The organism is Aeromonas sp. s3 (assembly GCF_040907805.1).
Taxonomy (GTDB): domain Bacteria; phylum Pseudomonadota; class Gammaproteobacteria; order Enterobacterales; family Aeromonadaceae; genus Aeromonas; species Aeromonas dhakensis.
On sequence record NZ_JBFOCQ010000027.1, the window covers coordinates 289,483 to 305,751 of the forward strand.

Here is a 16,269-nt window from a genome sequence, read left to right on the forward strand (position 1 = left end):
CTGAACACAACGCAGATTGACATCGGGGCCGCGCCCCCTATGCTTTGGCGCACTCAAAAACCGGCTCACGCCCGCCGACACTGGCTTCATAAGGAGCTTTATGCACCCCTCCCACCCCTTCTGGAGCCAGGAGGTGCCGCGCCTCGACGGCCAGCTGCTGCTGACCCCCTGCCCCGGCACCCAGCAGGTCGCGTTGCCGCTGGCCCTCGATCAGCTCAGGCTGGCCGGCGCCCGCGCCGTCATCACGCTGATGACTGACGCCGAACTGGCTCGCCTCGAGCTGGCCCACCTTGGCGAGACGGTCGAGCGCGAGGGATTGCGCTGGTTTCACCTGCCCATCGAGGATGACCAGGCCCCCGACGCCACCTTCGAGCTCGCCTGGCAACAGACGCTGCCGCAGCTACTGGCCCTGCTGCGCGAGGGGCAGCACCTGGCCATCCACTGCAAGGGCGGCAGCGGTCGCACCGGGCTGGTGGCGGCAGCCCTGCTGATGAGCCTGGGCCAGCCCCGACAGGAGGCGATGGCCGCCATCAAGGCTCACAGACCCAAGGCGTTCACCCTGGCCTGCCACCGCCAATGGCTCGACCAGCTGGCCGAGCGGCTGGAGCAGTACGCCTGATTACTTGCCACCCTGGTCGTAGGTGAAGACCTTGCCGATATCCTCCACCCGATAGCTGGTGAGCTGGTAGACGTAGTAGTTGAGCCAGTTGGCAAACAGCAGGTGGCCGTGACTGCGCCAGCTGGCGCGCGGGGTCTGGCTCGGGTCGTTGTTCGGGTAGTAGTTGACCGGAATGACGGGCTCAAGCCCGGCGGCCAGATCCCGCTGATACTCGCCATCCAGGGTCAGCGCATCGTATTCGGGATGGCCGGTGACAAACACCTGGCGACAATCCTTGGTGGCCGCCAGATAGACACCCGCCTCTGCCGATTCGGCAAAAATCTGCAGATCTGTGTTGGCGCGGATAAGATCTCCATCAAACGCCGCGTAACGGGAGTGAGGCGCCACGAACTCGTCGTCGAAACCGCGCAGCAGCGGCTCGTGTTCATCGAGCCTGTGGTGACGATAGACCCCGGAGAGCTTCTCGCCGTGAGTCTGCTTCTCCATGCCGTACAGGGCCTTCAGCGCCGCCTGCACCGCCCAGCAGAGGAACAGGGTGGAGGTGACGTGCTGATGGGACCACTCGATGATCTCGACGACACGCGGCCAGTAGACCACCTCCTCGAACTCCACCAGCCCGAGCGGCGCCCCCGTGATGATCATGCCGTCGTAGTTGTTGCCCCGCACCTGTTCGAAGTCGTGATAGAAGTTTTCCAGGTGCGCCTGGGGGGTGTTCTTCGACTCCCGATCGTCGATGCGCAGCAGATCCACGTCCACCTGCAACGGCGAGTTGGAGAGCATCCGCATCAGCTGGATCTCGGTCTCTATCTTCTTGGGCATCAGGTTGAGGATGAGCACCCGCAGCGGGCGAATGTTCTGGGTGACGGCCCGGGACTCCGTCATCACGAAGATGTTCTCCTGCCCCAGCACTTCGGCGGCGGGTAACTGATCCGGGATCTTGATCGGCATGCTTACTCCCTGTACTGCATCGGTAAATATGTCTGGACATCCAGAAGCCTATAATAAAGCGACTACCCTGTCATCAGATACCTTTTGTATTCACCCCCACCTTTGACTAGCATACGGCTCAATGTGTCTCTCGCATCCAAGACAATGACAGGTATCAAGATTTCAGTAGACCGGCTGCAAGTCGGCAATTACGTCTCTCTGCCACTTGGCTGGCGCGAACACCCCTTCCTGTTTTCCAGCTTCAAACTCAAGAACGAAGAGGAGATCGAGCTCATTCGCCGGCTCGGTCTCAAGCTCGTCACCATCATCCCGGACAAGAGCGATGCACCGCCCAAGCCGCTGAACCAGGTTCAGGCCCAGCCGCAGGAGGCGCCAGACACGGCCCAGCGTCAGGCCGAGATGCAGCAGGAGAAGGAGCGCCGCATCGAGCAGTTGCAGCAGTACCGCCGCGACCTGCAGCAGTGCGAGAAGCAGTTCCAGCAGTCGCTGGCCCAGGTGCGCAACGTGATGGGCAAGATCCAGTCCCGCCCCCTCAACGCCATCGGCGAGGCGCAGGAGCTGATAAACGCCATGACCGAGCAGCTGCTGTCGGTGGACGAGATGGTGCTGCACCTGGTCTCCGACAGCGAGGATGGCAACAACCTCTACTTCCACTCCCTCAACGTCAGCGTGCTCAGCATGCTGCTGGCCAAGGAGTGCAACATGTCGGCTGACGAAATCCGCCGGGTCGGCATGGGGGCCCTGTTCCACGACATCGGCAAGCTGAAGATCCCGAGCCAGATCCTGCGCAAGACCGAGCCGCTGACCAAGCCCGAGCGCAACCTGATGGCCCAGCACCCGCGCTACGGGCTGGATCTGCTCAACCTGGCCAAGGACTTCCCGGCCGAGGCGAAGGGGATAGTGCTGCACCACCACGAATACCTGGACGGCAGCGGGCCGGAGGGGCTCAAGAAGGGGCAGCTCGACCCGCTGACCCAGATTGTGTCGCTGATCAACGAGTACGATAACCTCTGCCACATGCAGGCCAAAGTGCCCTACTCGGCCCTGAGCGGTCTCTACAAGCAGCGCAAGGCCCAGTTCAACCCGGACTACCTCGGCATGCTGATCCGGCTGATGGGGATCTACCCGCCGGGCAGCGTGGTGCAGCTCTCCAACGGTCAGGTGGGGCTGGTGATGTCGGTCAACACCTCTCGCCTGCTCTACCCCTCGGTGCTGGTGTACGATCCGCGCATTCCGCGCCAGGAGGCCGCCATCATCGACCTGCAGCAGGCCGAGCTCTCCATCGCCAAGGTGATCCATCCCAAGCGGCTGCCGCCGGCGGTGTTTGAGTACCTCAACCCGCGCACCCGCATCAGCTACTACTTCGAACACAACAAGCCCTGATGGAGCCGGCCACCCAGGTGGCCACCCCAACCCCACCGCCAGCCCCGAGGAGCCTTTCATGCGCATCGAAATCATCAGCACCGGCGACGAGATAGTGACGGGCCTGGTGGTGGACACCAACGCCGCCTGGCTCAGCGCCCTCCTGCTGGAGCAGGGCTGGCAGGTGCGCCGCCGCGTCACCGTGGGGGACAACCTCAACGATTTGAAAGCCGTGCTGCAAGAGAGTGCCGCCCGCGCCGAGGTGGTGCTGGTGTGCGGCGGGCTCGGCCCCACCGCCGACGACCTCACCGCCCAGGCCGCCGCCGAGGCCTTTGACCAGCCGCTCACCCTGTTCCCTGACTGGCTCGCCACTATCGAAGCGCGCTACGCCAGCCGTGGCCGGCCCATGCCCGCCAGCAACGCCAAGCAGGCCTGGCTGCCGCAGGGGTGCGAGATCCTCGACAACCCGGTGGGCACCGCCTGCGGCTTCCTGGTGCAGGCGGGCCCAAGTCGGCTCTTCTTCACCCCGGGCGTGCCGTTCGAGTTCAAGCAGATGGTGCGCGAACAGATCTTGCCGCGCCTCAAGGCGCTGGCCGGTGCAGAGAGTGACACCGAGCTGCGCCGCTTCTACACGTTTGGCGTCTCGGAGTCGGCCCTCAGCGACATGCTGGATGCCGCCCCCTGGCCCGCCGGCATCGAGCTGGGCTACCGCTCCTCCATGCCCCTCATCGAGCTCAAGCTCATCGGCCACGGCGCCAGCACGGCGGACATGGACGCCGCCGAGGCACGGCTGCTCACGGCCATCGAGCCCTGGCTGGTGGGACGGGGAGACGAGGAGCCGGCACGGCAGATCCTGGATCTGTTGGGAGAGAGAACGCTGACGCTGCTGGAGGGGGAGAGCCGGGGCGCCCTGCTGGCCATGTGTCACGACCACCCGGCCCTGGCGGCCGGCTTCAGCCACACCCTGAGCGATGACCTGATGCAACTGGCGGCGCCTGCGGCCCCTTTGAGCCTGACCCTGGGCCGGGCAGGCCCGGACGGCGTGCCGCTGCTGCTCTGCGCCGACGGGCAACTGCACGGCCAGACCCTCAAGGTCAGCCACCCGGATCCCGACAGCGGCCGCCGGATCCTCGCCTTCGCCGCCCTCGACATGCTGCGCCGCCACCTGCTGGGGCTGCCGGTGCTCGGCGACTACCGCACCCTGGCCCGCACCGCCAGCCGTTAACAGCCAGCAGCTAGCAGCTAGCAGCTAGCAGCTAGCAGCCAGGCTCTCACCCCTCGCGGGGCATCAATCCAGACTCTTCTTGAAGCGATGGGCGGCCAGAGTCAGCACCAGCAGGGTGAAGCCCGCCAGCCAGAGCACGTCCGGCAGCAGCTCGGAAAGCTCGCCGCCGCGCAGCACTATGCCCCGGATCAACCGCATGAAGTGGGTGGCCGGCAGCACCTCGGCAATCCACTGGGCCGGCAGCGGCATCCCCTCGTAGGGGAACATGAAGCCCGACAACAGGATCGAGGGCAGCAGGATGAACACCGTCATCTGCATCGCCTGCAACTGGGTCTGCGCCAGGGTAGAGATGAGCAGCCCCAGGGTCAGGCTGGCGGCGATGAACAGCAGGGTCGCCAGCAGCACCTGGCTCAGGGCGCCGTTGATGGGCACCGCGAAGATGAAGTGGCCGAGGCCAAGGATGATGGCCACCTGGATCAGCCCCACTCCGATATAGGGCAGGATCTTGCCCAGCATCAGCTCCATCGAGCTGACCGGGGTGGTGATGAGCAGCTCCAGATTGCCGCGCTCCCGCTCCCGCACGATGGCCGCCGAGGTGAACATGATCATGGTCATGGTGAGGATCACCCCGAGCAGGCCGGGCACTATGTTGACCGCCGAGCGGCGCGCCGGGTTGAAGTAGAGCACGGTCTCGAAGGTGGGCGGTACCGGCTTGAGGTCGGGCCTCAGATCCGAGAGCGGCATGTTGCGAAGGCCGAGCAGGGCGCCGGCGATCATGGTGTCCGAGCCATCCACCAGCCACTGGCCCGCCGTCTCGCCGGCGCTGAGCCGACGACTCAGATCGGCGGGCAGCACCAGCACGGCGCGCACCTCGCCCCGGGTCAACGCCGCCTCGGCCTGCTGCACCCCGACATATTGCTGCTTGATGTGCACCACCTGGCTCGCCTTCACCGCCTCCACCAGCAGCCGACCCGGCACGCTCTGGCTCATGTCGACCAGTCCCACCGGGATCTGGCGCACGTCGGTGTTGATGGCGTAGCCAAACAGCAGCAGCTGGATCAACGGGATCATCACCACCATGCCAAAGGTCAGCCGGTCCCGTGCCAACTGCCTGAGTTCTTTCTGAGTGATAGCCCAGAGCCGTCGCAGACTGTTCATCGATTCGCTCCTGCAAGCTGGCGAAGTACTTGCCGGGTCATGGCCCAGAGCCCTTGCCAGCCGTTCATGCCCTAGGCTCCTGACCGGTGCAGCTGACGAATACATCCTCCAGACTCGGCCTGACCAGCGCCAGGCTGGCGCCAGCCAGCGCCGGACAGGCCTGCTGCAGCCAGGCCACCGGCTCCGCCAGCTCCTTGTCCACCAGCACCCGCAGGCGCTGGCCGAGCTGGGCAGCAGAGCGCACCGGCGCCAGTTGCACCAGTTGCTGCTTGAGCAGCCGCAGGTCGGCAGCCTGCACCTCCACCACCCGGGTGCTCATGGCATCCATCAGTGCCTGTGGCGCCCCCTGGGCCCGTACCCGGCCCGCCTCCATGATGGCCAGCTGGTGGCAGCGTTCCGCCTCGTCCATGTAGTGGGTGGTGACCAGAATGGTGGTGCCCCCTTCGCTCAAATCGAACAGCTTCTCCCAGAAATCGCGCCGGTTCTGCGGGTCCACCGCCGAGGTGGGCTCATCGAGCAGCAGCAGCGCCGGCTGGTGGATCACCGCCGCCGCCAGCGCCAGCCGCTGCTTCTGGCCGCCGCTCATGGCACCGGCCCGTTGCCGTGCCAACGGCGCCAGCTCATAGGTGGCGAGCAGCTCGTGCAGGCGGGCGGCCAGCCCGGCGCCGCCCATGCCGTGGATCCGCCCCATGAACTCCAGGTTCTCCCAGGCAGTCAGTTCGTCATAGAGGGAGAACTTCTGGGTCATGTAGCCGATCCGCCGGCGCAGGGTCTCGGCCTCGCGGGGGATGCTCAGCCCCAACACCTCCACCTCCCCCGCCGAGGGGGTGAGCAGGCCGGTCAGCATGCGCAGGGTGGTGGACTTGCCGCAGCCGTTGGGGCCGAGAAAGCCGTGGATCTGCCCCTTGGGCACGCAGAGATCCAGCCCGTCCACCGCCAGAAAATTACCGAAGCGGCGGCTCACCCCCAGCGCCCGGATCGCCAGCTCACTCATGGCCGGCCCCTGCACCGGCAGGCTCGGCCTGCAGCGGCAGACCGCTCGGCAGATCCTGCGCCGTCGCCGGCAGATCGATCTCTGCCAGGTAGACCAGCCGGGCCCGATCCCGTTCGTTGAGGGCGTAATAGGGGGTAAAGGCCGGCTCTTTCGAGATCCAGCGCAGCCGGCCGGTGAAGGGCTCGGCCACCCCGTCCACCTGCACCCGCACCGGCTGGCCGACGCCATAGCCGGCCAGGGAGGGCTCGGGCACATAGACCCTGGCATAAGGGGCCTGATCTGCCTGGATGGCAGCAAGCACGGCACCGACCGCCACCCGCTCGCCGAGGTGATAGGGCAGGCTGTCGAGCCGGCCGCTGCGGGTGGCGACGATGGAGAGATCCGCCAGCTCCCGTTCGGCCAGCGCCACCTCGGCGGTGGCGGCCTGCAGGGCGGCCTGCGCCTCGTCGATATCTTCGCGCCGCACACCCCGCGTCAGCTTGTCGAGCTGCTGGCGTGCGCCGTCCTGCTCGGCCAGGGCGCTGTCGCGCTGGGCACGGGCCTTGTCGAGATCCGCCGGGCTCACCAGCTTCTGGCGCACCAGCCGGTCGACGCGCTCGAAGTTGCGCTCGCTCTCCCTGACGGCGGCCTGCGCCTTGTCGAGGCTGGCCCGGGCGGCGGCAATGTCTTCCGGCCGCTCACCATTGGTCAACCGGGCGAGGGCGGCCCGTGCCTGGGCCTCCCGCGCCCGCGCCTGGGCCAGCACCGCCTGCTGGCGCCTGTCATCGAGGCGGGCCAGCAGGGTGCCCTCCTGCACCTGGCTGCCCTCCACCACCGGCAGGGCGCGGATGATCTCGCCGGCGGTGGCGGTGAGCAGCACCCGATCCCGCTCCAGGGTACCGAGGGCGGTGGCGGGGGCCTGCGGCTGGCAGGCACTGAGCAGGCCCGTCAGGGCCAGAGGCAGCAGACAATGACGCAAGGTTGACACTCCTTTCGCGGTGGGCGACGGCCAGTGGTGGCCTGCAGACGGACTCCCGGTGCCGTCAGCATACTCGCTGTTACTTTTCATTTCCTCGCTCCAGTTCACCCATTTGTGCTTAGCTCATTGACCAAAAAGGAGAAATGTCTGGATACTGCAGACCAGCACTATGTTGATCATCAGCATTTTTAACAAGATGCCGATTAACTGGAAACAGGCAGCCATCCCGACAGGGATGCCAGCGAGGGAAGGGATCCGGTGTTAAGCACAGAGTGGTTACTGTTGTCAGCCGATATGGAATACGCCTGCCTGCGCATCGCGCCGGGGCTGACCAAACCCATCTCGGAAAACGATATCCAGGCCCTGCTGCTGGCCTCCAACTGCCGCCGCTATCAGCCGCTGGCGGAGGGGATCAAGCAGGCCATCAGCCTGCTCAACACCCTGTTCAATGATCCGGCCGCCCCCCTGCCCGGCAACCCGGTGCCCATCGCCCAGCGCCACGATGCCAGCGTCCTGCTGCTGGTGGAGAAGGACCGGATGAGCGCTACCGCCCAGATCACCGCCGACTGGGGCGGCAAATACCTCACCAGCGAACAGCTGGAGCAGGCGATCCAGGCCAGCGAGATCAAGCAGGGGGTGCAGCCCCAGCTCATCGCCGCCGCCGTGCTGGCGGCCAAGGAGGCGACGCCAGGCACCCTGCTCAGGTTGCCGGTGGCGCAGGGCAAGGCCGCCATCAACGGTCAGGACACCCGCTTCGAGCGGCTGGTGGAGACCCCGGCCGAGCGCATTCTCAAGCCCCAGGAGCTGGATCATGGCCGGGTCGACATGCGCGACCTCGGCACCATGCTCACCGTCAAGGCCGGCGCCCAGCTGATGCGCCGCCACCCGGCCACCACCGGCGTGCCGGGCTTCACCGTCACCGGCCAGGAGCTGCCCGCCAAGCATGGCAAGGAGAGCCCCATGGTGGCCGGCGAAGGCACCTTCATCTCACCGGATGACCCCAATCTGCTGCTGGCCAGTCGACCCGGCCTGCCTCGTCAGGAGAAGAGCGGCATGAAGGTGGACGACGTGCTGAGCGTCAAACAGGTGGATATCCGCCACGGCCACATCATCTTCGAAGGGGCGCTGATCGTGGCGGGGGACGTCACCCCCGGCATGAAGGTCAAGACCAGCGGCGACGTGGTGATCGGCGGCTTCGTGGAGGGAGGCTACATCGAATCGGGCGGCACCATCACGGTGCGCAACGGCGTCATCGGCCGCAAGCTGGAGCAGAGCAACGAGTACCTCTGCCACCTCAACGCCCAGGGGGAGATCCACGCCAGCTATGCCCAGTATGCCAAGCTTGAAGCCGGCGGCGACATCCACGTCCTGACCCAGCTCAGCCACAGCTACAGCCGCAGCGGCCAGGACCTCAAGGTGGGCGACAGCGCCATGCGCAAGGGCCACCTGCTGGGGGGCATCAGCATTGCCAACCGCCTCATCATGGCGCCGATCCTGGGAGCCTCGGCCCACAACCAGACCCGGTTGCAGATCCTCGGCGGCTACTTCACCCACAAGGAGCAGGAGCAGGCGCTGCGCCAGCGCAAGCAGGAGTGCCGGGAGCAGCTGGACAAGCTGCAGGATCTGCTGCTCAAGCTCTTGCAGCTGCCGAGCGACAAGCGCAATCCCCAGACCCTGCAGAAGATCAAACTGATCCGGGTCCAGCGCCTCGAGGAGAGCAAGCAGCTCGACGAGCAGCTGGAGGCGGCGCAGGAGGAGCTGCAGAAACTGATGGCGGAGATGGACATCATCGCCACCCAGCACGCCTTCCCCGGGGTCGAGGTGGAGATGGCCCACCATCACTATCGGGTCGACATAGAGCACGGCCCCATCCACTTCGCCATCCGCGAGGATCAGCTGCAGCTAACCCCTTACGAACCCCACAAGTGAGCGGCGTCGCCCCCGTCGTACACCTCCGGCCGTGATCCGGACGGTGAATTTCGCTACACTCCCTCTCCCATTGGCCCCATAGTGCGGGCCAGCCAGACTGCAGGATAGTGAGAGATGTACAAGCTGATCGCATTGGATATGGATGGCACCCTGTTGAACTCCCAGGGCCAGATTTCCCCCCGCACCCACGCGGCTATCGCCGCCGCCCGCGCCAAGGGAGTCACGGTCGTGCTGGCCTCCGGCCGCCCGCTGGAGGGGATGAGCCGCTATCTGGCCGAGCTCGGCCTCACCGGCCAGGATGACTACGTCATCTGCTACAACGGCGCCCTGGTGCAGCAGGTGGCCGATCAGCGCATCATCCGCAGCCAGCTGCTCAGCGGCAGCGACGCCAGCGCCATCGCCGCCTTGGCCGACGAGCTGGGCGTCAACGTGCACGGCTTCTCGGTCAGCCAGGGGCTCATCAGCCCCAGGGTCAGCCCCTACACCGAGCACGAATCCCGCCTCATCGGCATGCCCATCAAGCTGCTGGACTTCGCCACCCTGCCCGCCGACGAGCAGATCCTCAAGGTGATGATGATCGATCCCGAGCCGCTGCTCTCCCCGGCCATCGCCAAGCTGCCGGCCGAGCTTTACCAGCGCTATACCGTGGTGCGCAGCGCCCCCTACTTCCTCGAGTTCATGAACAAGCGGAGCAACAAGGGGACCGGCGTCGCCGCCCTGGCCGAGCACCTGGGGCTGGATGCCTCCCAGGTCATCGCGGTGGGGGATGCGGGCAACGATCACCACATGATCGAGTACGCAGGGCTGGGGGTCGCGATGGGCAATGCCACCGACGACATCAAGGCGCTGGCCCAGCACACCACGGGACGCAACGATGAAGACGGGGTCGCCCAGGTGATCGAGCATTTCATCCTGAACGCCTGAGTCGACAAGGGGCCTGCGGGCCCCTTTTGCTGTCCGGGTCTGTCCGGGCAACGGGGCCACATGTTTAATATATCCACCACGACAATACCCTCCCCTCGCCTCCCCTTCGCTACAGCCCCCTTTTAATGGGACTCAAGCCAGCCGAGCGCAGAATATATTTAACATTTCGGCATCATTTTGTTTGACATATTGAACGGCCTTGGCAGACTGGGATCAGGATCCAGGCTGTCGTTGCCCAGGCTGACCGACGATTCTGGCACTGCGGCACGACCCCGATCCCACGACCATGCCTTGAGGCATGCCCTTGCGCTGGCAAGGGTCTGCCCAAGGCGCAGGACCGCTAAGGACAGCCAAGGTGAATCATGACTCGCAGCACCCACACCCCGCGTAAACCCGTCGTACTGATGACCATGGGCGCCCAGCCCCGCAATGGTCACGCCTATCAGGTGATGACCCACAAATACATTCAGCCGCTGGTGGAGATCAGCGGCTGCGTCCCCCTGCTGGTGCCCACCTGCTGCGGTACCGAGGATCTGGCGCAATATCTGGATCTGGCGGATGGGGTCTATCTGAGCGGCGCCGGATCCAACATAGATCCAACCCTCTACGGCCAGGAGAACCTCACCCCGGAGAAGCAGCAAGACAGAGACAGGGATCTGTTCGACATGGCGCTGGTTCGCGCCGCCCTCGACCGCGGTCTGCCGATCCTCGGCATCTGCCGCGGCATGCAGGAGATCAACGTGGCACTGGGGGGAGACATCCACCAGAAGGTCTACAGCGAACCGGGCTATGACGATCATCGAGAGGATGCGGACGATCCGGTGGACGACCAGTATGGTGAGAGCCATCAGGTGACACTGGTGCCGGGCAGCTGGCTGGCGGAGCTGATGGGACAGCAATCGATCCCGGTCAACTCGCTGCACGGGCAGGGGATCAAGACCCTAGCCAAGGGGCTGGTGCCGCTGGCCCACGCCGAAGACGGGCTGATCGAGGCGATCCACGCCCCCGCCCTCTCCCCCTTCCTGCTGGCGGTGCAGTGGCATCCGGAGTGGAAGGCGAGCCAGAACCCTCACTCCATCAAGATCTTCGAGGCCTTTGGCGACGCCTGCCGGGCCCGCCTGACCGGCGTCTGACGACGCCGGCTAGTCGCCGAACCCGCGCGCCTTGAGCTTGGGCAGCGCACCGCGAGACGGGCGCAGGGTACGGCACACATCCATTCCCTTGAGCCCGCGCTGGATGTGATCCGGCGTGTGGCCGAACACCATGCCGTTGCTGCGGTAGAGGGCGTTGTCGTCCAGCTCGAACAGCTCGCCGCCGATCAGCAGCTGCTCGCGGCCGTTGACCGTCTTGCCGCGCTTGAGCGGCAGCGTCATGTCGCTCAGCACCTCGCCGGTGGCGCACCCCTCGCGCCAGCGCGCCTCGTCTGAAAAGGGGGTGATGGCGATCTCGCGCCAGGATCCATCACGAAACTCGACCCGATACTTGTCGGCCAGCTGATCACAACCCACCAGCAGCCAGGCCCCGGCAATCCAGGCCACCTTGCTCCACTTGCGCACGCGCTCCACTCCCTTGTCAGACAGGTGCCCAGCATAAAGAAATTGCCTCGACCCCGCATCCATTTAGCGGATTGAAACCAACTATGCTGGAAATAACCAATGATAAGGGGCTGCTATGTTTGGCGATAACCTCGTTGCGCTACCTACCCTGCTGTGGATTGGCGACCACCCGTTCTGGACCCTGCTGACCCTGTTCCTGCTCTTCACCCATTTCCTGCGCAGCCCCGGTCGCCGCCGTGAGCTGGTGAGCGAGCTCGGCTTCGTGATGATAAGCCTGGTGGTGATCCTGCTGATCCAGCTAGAAGGCGGCTGGTTTCGCCTGCCCCTGCCCCACCACTGGCTGGTGGAGATCTCCAGCCTGCTGGCCGGGCTGGTGCTGGTGAAGATCTGGGGGATCCTGCTGTTCCAGTTTCTGCTGCCCCTGTGCCAGATCCGCATCCCGCGCATCATCGCCGACATCGTCATCACGGTCGGCTACATCGGCTGGTGCCTGTTCCGTCTCTACGCCTCCGGCATGGCCCTCGGCGAGATCGTCACCACCTCCGCCGTCATCACCGCCGTCATCGCCTTCTCCATGCAGGACACCCTGGGCAACCTGCTGGCCGGGGTCTCGATCCAGCTCGACAACTCCATCGCCATCGGCGACTGGCTGCAAGTGGAGACCACCCAGGGCCGGGTGGTGGAGATCAACTGGCGCGCCACCACCATAGAGACCCGCAACTGGGAGACTGTGGTGATCCCCAACAGCCACCTGCTCAAGCAGCGCTTCACCGTGCTCGGGCGGCGCCGCGACGCCCCCCTGCAGTGGCGCCGCTGGGTCTGGTTCGACATCACCCTGGACACCCTGCCCACCCAGATCATCGCCCTGGTGGAACACTCACTGCGGGAGACCCGCATCCGCAACGTCTCCGCCAGCCCGCAACCGGACTGCCTGCTGATGAACGTGGAGAACGGCATCGCCCGCTACGCGGTGCGCTACTGGCTCACCGATCTGGCGGTGGACGACCCCACCGACTCGGCGGTGCGCACCCTGATCGATGCCGCCCTGCGCCGCAACGACCGGCGCCTCACCCCGCCCATCTTCAACGTCTTCATGACCTCGGATCAGGATCACAAGGATCAGCGCCACAAGCGCCATACCGCCGAGCGGACCGACACCCTGCGCCGCTTGCCGCTGTTCGCCATGCTGCAGGAGGAGGAGCTGCTGAGGTTGGCTGATCAGGTCAAATTCGCCCCCTTCGTCAACGGTGATCGGATGCTGAGCCAGGGGGAGATCTCCGGCTGGTTGTTCGTGCTGGTGAAGGGGGATGCCCAGATGCTGGTGGAGGTGGAGGGGCGCGAGCTGCCGCTCGGCACCCTCAATGCCGGCGACTTTTTCGGCGAGTTGAGCCTGCTCACCGGCGAGCCCAGTCCGTTCACGGTGCGGGCCCAGGGGACCGTCGAAACCTATCGCATCAATCAGGCCATGTTCCAGGAGCTGGTGGCCCAGCGTGGCTCCCTGCTCGAGCCGCTCTACAAGGTGTTGAGTGCCCGTCAGCAGGAGCAGCAGGAGCTGCTGGCACGGGAGGCGGAGGCCATGAAGCAGATCGCCCCGCCACGGGATCTGCTGGACAAACTGATGGCGCTGTTTGGCGGGCGATGACGTAGCATGGGAGTCCATACTTTCCATTCGAGACGTGTTCCATGCTGCTGACCGCGCTGGCCCTGAGCGCCACCCTGCAATTTGACTGCCCCGCCACCATCGAGACCCGCCAACAACTGCTTGGGACAACCCACGGGTGGCAGGCCGTCACCCGCAACGATCTGGGGGAGCAGCACCAGCCTCTTCGCCACCGGCTGGAGAACCTGTCCCTGTTCGACGGCGACCCCGACGAGCGCGCCCAGCTCAAGCCGGACAACGGCGACAGCCACGCCATCCACTACTGGAGCCTGGATCGCCACAATCCGCGCCCCTTCTATCTGGTCTGCCATTACCAGGAGACCGCCATCACCCTGCAACAGGCGCTGCCCGCCGGGTTAGGCTACTGCCGGGTCAACCAGCCCGCCCCTTACGATCTCCGTGGTCTGATTTGCCGCAGCGAGTGACCACTCCGGCATGACCGAGTGACGGTTTCGACCAGCAGTGAATGAGCGGCCGACAAGGGATGCATGTCGGTTGCGAACTGGCGGCTGTTGAGGTCTGACTAGAGCAGCAGGTCGGCCAGCTCGCCCAGCGCGGCCAGCTCCACGTCCGGCAGCAGTTGCAGCTGCTCTCCGGGTTGCTGATGCTCGTTGAGCCAGGCGGCCTTGAAGCCGTGCAGCCGGGCCCCCAGCACGTCGGTCTGCGGGTGGTCACCCACGTGCAAAATGCGGTCGGGGGCGAGCCCCAGGGCCTTTTGCACCTGCACGAACATGTCCGGCGCCGGCTTCATTCTGCTGCCAAGACCAGCCTTGCACACCAGGGTGAAGTAATCCGCGAGACCAGCCTGGGCCAGACCCAGGTTGCCGTTGGTGATCACTGCCAACGGGTAGCGTGCCGCCAGCCGGGCCAGCAGGGCATGGGTCTCGTCGCTCACCTCGATCTTCGAGCGCTCGGCCAGAAACGCGGCGAACACCGACTCCGCCTCCTGCGCGGCCCGGGTCTCGGCCATGCCTCCGGCCATCAGCGCGGCCTGGATGCCGTGCCGGCGCGCCAGGCTGACGTCGTCGCGCAGCGCCGGTTGTTCCAGCAGCAGGTTGCGCTTGAGCTCCAGCCAGCGCGGCTTGTCCAGCATGGCGGTGGCCAGGTATTCGCTGCGCAGGTGGGCCAGCATCCACTGCTCGGCTCGCTCGATGGCGGGGCCGTTGTCATAGAGGGTGTCGTCGAGGTCAAACGAGATGGCGGCCACCGGCTGCCAGCGGCGATAGAACTGCATGGTCTCTCCTCTTGTCGGGGCCGGCTACCCGGCCCCCGTCATTCGTCGTCCGGGGTTGCGGGATCCCGCTTCGCCCGCGGGTGGGCGCTGTCATACACCTTGGCCAGGTGCTGGAAGTCGAGGTGGGTGTAGATCTGGGTGGTGGAGAGATCGGCGTGACCCAGCAGCTCCTGCACCGCCCGCAGATCGCCGGAGGACTCCAGCATGTGGGTGGCAAAGCTGTGGCGCAGCTTGTGAGGATGGACGTGGGCGTTGAGCGCCTGCTTGTTGCCCCAGCCGTCGAGCCGCTCCTGCACCGAGCGGGCCGACAGGCGCTGCCGGCGTTTGGAGACGAACAGCGCCTCCTGCTCGTCGCCGGCCAGCAGGGGACGCAGCTTGAGCCATTTTTGCAGCCACTCCACCGCCATCCGCCCCACCGGCAGCACCCGCTCCCGCGAGCCCTTGCCGGTCACCCTGAGCTGGCGCTCGTCGAGCTTCACGTCCGCCAGATTGAGCCCCACCAGCTCGGCGAGGCGCAGGCCGGAGGAGTACATCAGCTCCATGATGGCGCGATCCCGCACCGCCAGCGGATCCTGCTCGTCGGTGATGTTGAGCAGCTGGTACATCTCGTCCACATCCAGATTCTTGGGCAGCGGCCGCCCCTGCTTGGGGGTGACGATGCCGCGGGCCGGATTGGCGACCAGCCGCCCCTGGCGCACCTGCCAGTCGCAGAAGCTGCGCAGGGCGGAAACCTTGGTGGCGAGCGAGCGGGGCGCAAGACCGGCCTTGTGCATCCGGGTCACCAGGCTGCGCACCTGGCTCGCCTCGAGCCGGGCCCAGTCATCGACCCCGAGCTTCACCAGCTCGGCGGCCATGGATTCCAGATGGGCCTGGTAGTTGCTGCGGGTGTGGGGGCTGAGCTGGCGCTCGACCCGCAGATATTCGATGAAGGCCGCGAGCTCCCCCGCCAGCGCGACCGGCAGGGGCTCGGCGGCAGGCGCCGCCTTGGTGGAGGGGCTGGCCGGCGTCTTAGCCACGGGCCAGCTCGGGCAGGCGCAGCTGCAGCAGGCGGCCAAGCTGACCCAGCAGCAGGGTGTCGTTGTGGGGGGTGAAGTGGCTCGGATCCGAGCTGGCGAAGGCCAGCACGCCGAGATCGCCGAGCCGCATCAGGGCCACCGAGTTGACCAGCACGTCGTGACCGAACAGCGCCTGCTTCTCGCTCTGGTTGAGCCGGCCGAAGTAATAATCCTGACCCGGCAGGCGCTGACCCAGCAGCTGTTCGAGCTGTTTGCCCTCCGCCATGAACTTCTGCTCGGGACCGCTTAGCTGGAATTTTTTCGGGCTGAGCCAGAGCCGCAGGCCGGTCAGTCGCAGCCGCTGCACGAACGCCTTGCCCATCACGGCGCTCACCTCGAACAGGCTCCGACAGCCGTACAGCTCGCCGTAGAGATCGGCATAGACCCGGAAGATCCGCTCGTTCTCGCTGGCAATCCCCATCAGCTCGGTGATCTCCTGCTCCAGCTGCTCGATGCGCTCGCGCTGGCGGTCAAGCTGGCGCTCCACCAGGGAGATGGCGCCCTTTTGTTCATGGGGAATGCGGATCCGGTCCAGCATGGCCGCGTGGCGCTGGAAAAACTCGGGATAACGGGCCAGGTACTCCAGCACTGTGGCTTCATCCACCAGTGGTTCCTGCCGTTTGAGTTCGCTCATAACTTGGTTGGTC

16 protein-coding genes are annotated in these 16,269 nt (G+C 65.8%); 8 read left to right on the forward strand and 8 right to left on the reverse strand.

Going from position 1 to position 16,269, the window contains the following annotated elements; translation table 11 throughout:
- The first annotated feature begins 100 nt into the window (after nt 1-100).
- On the forward strand, nt 101-619 hold the full coding sequence (locus tag AB5Y98_RS14305; protein WP_019840941.1) for a cyclin-dependent kinase inhibitor 3 family protein: 519 nt from the start codon (nt 101-103) through the stop codon (nt 617-619).
- On the opposite strand, the gene metA is transcribed toward AB5Y98_RS14305, so the two are convergent.
- Entirely contained in the window at nt 620-1,567 is a 948-nt protein-coding gene (gene metA / locus AB5Y98_RS14310) for a homoserine O-succinyltransferase (protein ID WP_005308287.1), read from the reverse strand. It abuts the gene before it with no gap.
- Between the two features lie 144 nt (nt 1,568-1,711).
- On the opposite strand from metA, the gene AB5Y98_RS14315 reads away from it, so the two are divergent.
- Nucleotides 1,712-2,950 carry an HD-GYP domain-containing protein gene (locus AB5Y98_RS14315; RefSeq protein WP_005308285.1) on the forward strand — a complete coding sequence of 413 codons (1,239 nt, stop codon included), beginning with the start codon at nt 1,712-1,714 and terminating at the stop codon, nt 2,948-2,950.
- Nucleotides 2,951-3,008: 58 nt separating this feature from the next.
- Nucleotides 3,009-4,154 carry a CinA family nicotinamide mononucleotide deamidase-related protein gene (locus AB5Y98_RS14320; RefSeq protein WP_268027579.1) on the forward strand — a complete coding sequence of 382 codons (1,146 nt, stop codon included), beginning with the start codon at nt 3,009-3,011 and terminating at the stop codon, nt 4,152-4,154.
- 63 nt (nt 4,155-4,217) lie between these two features.
- Here the strand turns inward: AB5Y98_RS14320 and AB5Y98_RS14325 are convergent, their stop codons facing one another.
- From AB5Y98_RS14325 to AB5Y98_RS14335, 3 genes are all read right to left on the reverse strand, one after another.
- A complete protein-coding gene (locus AB5Y98_RS14325; protein ID WP_010635297.1) occupies nt 4,218-5,312 on the reverse strand; it encodes an ABC transporter permease in 1,095 nt (364 codons plus the stop codon).
- Between the two features lie 64 nt (nt 5,313-5,376).
- A complete protein-coding gene (locus AB5Y98_RS14330; RefSeq protein WP_005308277.1) occupies nt 5,377-6,306 on the reverse strand; it encodes an ABC transporter ATP-binding protein in 930 nt (309 codons plus the stop codon).
- Nucleotides 6,299-7,273 (reverse strand): HlyD family efflux transporter periplasmic adaptor subunit, encoded by a 975-nt coding sequence (locus AB5Y98_RS14335; protein WP_208200269.1) that lies wholly within the window; start codon nt 7,271-7,273, stop codon nt 6,299-6,301. Before AB5Y98_RS14335 ends, AB5Y98_RS14330 begins: the two co-directional genes overlap by 8 nt.
- Nucleotides 7,274-7,522: 249 nt before the next feature.
- Here AB5Y98_RS14335 and AB5Y98_RS14340 point away from each other — a divergent pair, with 249 nt between their 5' ends.
- The 3 genes from AB5Y98_RS14340 to AB5Y98_RS14350 all read left to right on the forward strand — a co-directional run bounded on the left by AB5Y98_RS14340 (nt 7,523) and on the right by AB5Y98_RS14350 (nt 11,250).
- Entirely contained in the window at nt 7,523-9,193 is a 1,671-nt protein-coding gene (locus tag AB5Y98_RS14340; protein WP_368232139.1) for a DUF342 domain-containing protein, read from the forward strand.
- A gap of 114 nt (nt 9,194-9,307) precedes the next feature.
- The gene (gene yidA, locus AB5Y98_RS14345; RefSeq protein WP_017786033.1) at nt 9,308-10,117 is read left to right on the forward strand and encodes a sugar-phosphatase; all 810 of its coding nucleotides are present in this window, start codon (nt 9,308-9,310) and stop codon (nt 10,115-10,117) included.
- A 362-nt stretch (nt 10,118-10,479) separates the two neighbouring features.
- Nucleotides 10,480-11,250, forward strand: coding sequence for a gamma-glutamyl-gamma-aminobutyrate hydrolase family protein (locus AB5Y98_RS14350; protein WP_124250110.1), 771 nt, complete (start codon nt 10,480-10,482; stop codon nt 11,248-11,250).
- 9 nt (nt 11,251-11,259) lie between these two features.
- On the opposite strand, the gene AB5Y98_RS14355 is transcribed toward AB5Y98_RS14350, so the two are convergent.
- On the reverse strand, nt 11,260-11,673 hold the full coding sequence (locus AB5Y98_RS14355; RefSeq protein ID WP_017783688.1) for a hypothetical protein: 414 nt from the start codon (nt 11,671-11,673) through the stop codon (nt 11,260-11,262).
- 115 nt (nt 11,674-11,788) lie between these two features.
- Here AB5Y98_RS14355 and AB5Y98_RS14360 point away from each other — a divergent pair, with 115 nt between their 5' ends.
- Both AB5Y98_RS14360 and AB5Y98_RS14365 read left to right on the forward strand, forming a co-directional pair.
- Nucleotides 11,789-13,315, forward strand: a complete 1,527-nt coding sequence (locus AB5Y98_RS14360) for a mechanosensitive ion channel family protein (protein ID WP_042008995.1) — start codon at nt 11,789-11,791, stop codon at nt 13,313-13,315.
- A 41-nt stretch (nt 13,316-13,356) separates the two neighbouring features.
- A complete protein-coding gene (locus tag AB5Y98_RS14365; protein ID WP_368232140.1) occupies nt 13,357-13,758 on the forward strand; it encodes an STY0301 family protein in 402 nt (133 codons plus the stop codon).
- A gap of 98 nt (nt 13,759-13,856) precedes the next feature.
- Here the strand turns inward: AB5Y98_RS14365 and AB5Y98_RS14370 are convergent, their stop codons facing one another.
- The 3 genes from AB5Y98_RS14370 to AB5Y98_RS14380 are packed head-to-tail and all read right to left on the reverse strand — an operon-like array spanning nt 13,857 to nt 16,256.
- Nucleotides 13,857-14,567, reverse strand: a complete 711-nt coding sequence (locus AB5Y98_RS14370) for an HAD-IA family hydrolase (protein WP_368232141.1) — start codon at nt 14,565-14,567, stop codon at nt 13,857-13,859.
- 38 nt (nt 14,568-14,605) lie between these two features.
- Nucleotides 14,606-15,583, reverse strand: a complete 978-nt coding sequence (gene xerC, locus AB5Y98_RS14375) for a tyrosine recombinase XerC (protein WP_368232142.1) — start codon at nt 15,581-15,583, stop codon at nt 14,606-14,608.
- Nucleotides 15,576-16,256, reverse strand: a complete 681-nt coding sequence (locus AB5Y98_RS14380) for a DUF484 family protein (protein WP_005308258.1) — start codon at nt 16,254-16,256, stop codon at nt 15,576-15,578. Before AB5Y98_RS14380 ends, xerC begins: the two co-directional genes overlap by 8 nt.
- Nucleotides 16,257-16,269: the final 13 nt, after the last annotated feature.